The sequence below is a fragment of the Caballeronia sp. BR00000012568055 genome, from assembly GCF_029439455.1.
In the GTDB taxonomy this organism is placed as follows: Bacteria; Pseudomonadota; Gammaproteobacteria; order Burkholderiales; family Burkholderiaceae; genus Caballeronia.
The window spans coordinates 1-756 of sequence record NZ_JAQFVG010000183.1 but is presented as its reverse complement, the minus strand read 5'-3'; the positions used below and the strand labels follow the sequence as shown (position 1 = coordinate 756).

General features: G+C 52.6%; 1 protein-coding gene. It reads right to left on the bottom strand.

What is annotated here, in order from left to right; all coding sequences use genetic code 11:
- Nucleotides 1-544: 544 nt before the first annotated feature.
- A partial coding sequence (locus P7F28_RS09665; RefSeq protein ID WP_277184281.1) for a hypothetical protein occupies nt 545-756 on the bottom strand: 212 nt, incomplete at its 5' end.

Below are 756 nucleotides of genomic sequence, written 5' to 3'. Positions count from 1 at the left end.
ATCCGAGCGAACCATAGCCGTTCACTTTGTCCCCATGTGCATTGACCTCTCGCACCAGCGACGTGCACCGTCTGCCCATGTGCATTGACCTATTGGACCACAGGCGTTGACCTTTCAACCCATCCGCGTTCACCTTTGCCGCTGAAAACCCTTGCAAAATAAGGCCTTGCCCGTCCGTAAACGTAGGAAAGGTTATTAAAGCTGTTCTTGTAAACACTCAAACTACAGCCGCGATTTCGACAAAAAGAGCGATGTGAACCACAACCGTTCACCTGTATTCAGTCGACAGCATCACCAGCAGTTAGTGAGCAAAGGCACATCTGGAAGCCAACCACGATTTGTCACAATGTTGTGGGCTGCATCGACCAAGTGATGAACTGTAGGCGTTTGCCTCCCGACGAACCATAGCCGTTGACCTTGCGGCAAACCACTCGCGTGCACCTACCGTCGAACCATATGCGTTCACCTCTGCGGCTATCTATCCGGGCGGTTCGGACGTTCGGCCTGCGCAGGCAATGGTGATCGCGATCACCATTGCCAAAGCTCACAACTTAGCTGGTCGAGAAACTGTCAGGTTCGGACCGGAAAGTAGTGAATCTGCGCTGCAGCTTCCCACCAGCGCAATGAAGCATTTGCGTACTGGCGGGAGAACGAGACAGAGCAACAAAAAGCGTTGCTCGCTGAGTTTTTGAAGACTGAAGTACCGCAAGTCATTCGCGAGCAAATCAAGAAAACCGTGCTCGATCAGCCGCTTGC